Origin of the sequence: Phenylobacterium sp., from assembly GCF_030646615.1 — a bacterium.
Classification (GTDB): Bacteria; Pseudomonadota; Alphaproteobacteria; order Caulobacterales; family Caulobacteraceae; genus Phenylobacterium.
The window spans coordinates 1-1,040 of sequence record NZ_JAUSLG010000004.1 but is presented as its reverse complement, the minus strand read 5'-3'; the positions used below and the strand labels follow the sequence as shown (position 1 = coordinate 1,040).

Annotated in this window: 1 pseudogene; it reads left to right on the top strand. The window is 68.0% G+C overall.

The features are described from left to right. Nucleotides 1–1,040: pseudogene (locus tag Q7S93_RS00530) on the top strand (DNA-directed RNA polymerase subunit beta); the annotation flags it as partial.

Below are 1,040 nucleotides of genomic sequence, written 5' to 3'. Positions count from 1 at the left end.
GTGGCCCGGGACTCCGGCGCCGTCGTGATCGCCCGCCGCAAGGGCGTGGTCGAGCAGATCGACGGCACCCGGATCGTCGTCCGCGCCACCGAAGAGACCGACCCCACCAAGCCGGGCGTCGACATCTATCGGCTGCAGAAGTTCCAGCGCTCCAACACCTCGACCTGCATCAACCAGCGTCCGCTGGTCCGGGTGGGCGACCGGATCGCCGCCGGCGACGTGGTGGCCGACGGCCCGTCCACGGAGCTGGGCGAACTGGCCCTGGGCCGCAACGTGCTCGTCGCGTTCATGCCCTGGAACGGCTACAACTTCGAGGACTCCATCCTCATCTCCGAGCGCATCGTGCGCGATGACGTCTTCACCTCGATCCACATCGAGGAGTTCGAGGTCATGGCCCGGGACACCAAGCTCGGCCCTGAGGAGATCACCCGCGACATCCCCAATGTCGGCGAGGAAGCCCTGCGCAACCTCGACGAGGCCGGCATCGTCGCCATCGGCGCCGAGATCCAGCCGGGCGACATCCTGGTGGGCAAGGTCACGCCCAAGGGCGAAAGCCCGATGACGCCGGAAGAAAAGCTCCTGCGCGCCATCTTCGGTGAAAAGGCCTCGGACGTTCGCGACACCTCGCTCCGCCTTCCGCCCGGCGTGTCGGGCACGGTGGTCGAGGTCCGCGTGTTCAACCGCCACGGCGTCGACAAGGACGAGCGCGCCATGGCCATCGAGCGCGCCGAGATCGACCGTCTGGGCAAGGACCGCGACGACGAGTTCGCCATCCTGAACCGCAACATGACCTCGCGTCTGCGTGACATGCTCGTGGGCAAGGTCGCGGTCTCCGGGCCCAAGGGCCTGGGCCGCGGCGAGATCACCGCCGACAAGCTGAACGACATCTCGCCGGGCCTGTGGTGGCAGATCGCCCTTGAGGACGAGAAGGCCATGGGCGAGCTGGAGGCCATGCGCCGCCAGTTCGACGAGGCCCGCAAGCGTCTGGACCGTCGCTTCGAGGACAAGGTCGACAAGCTGCAGCGGGGCGACGAACTGCC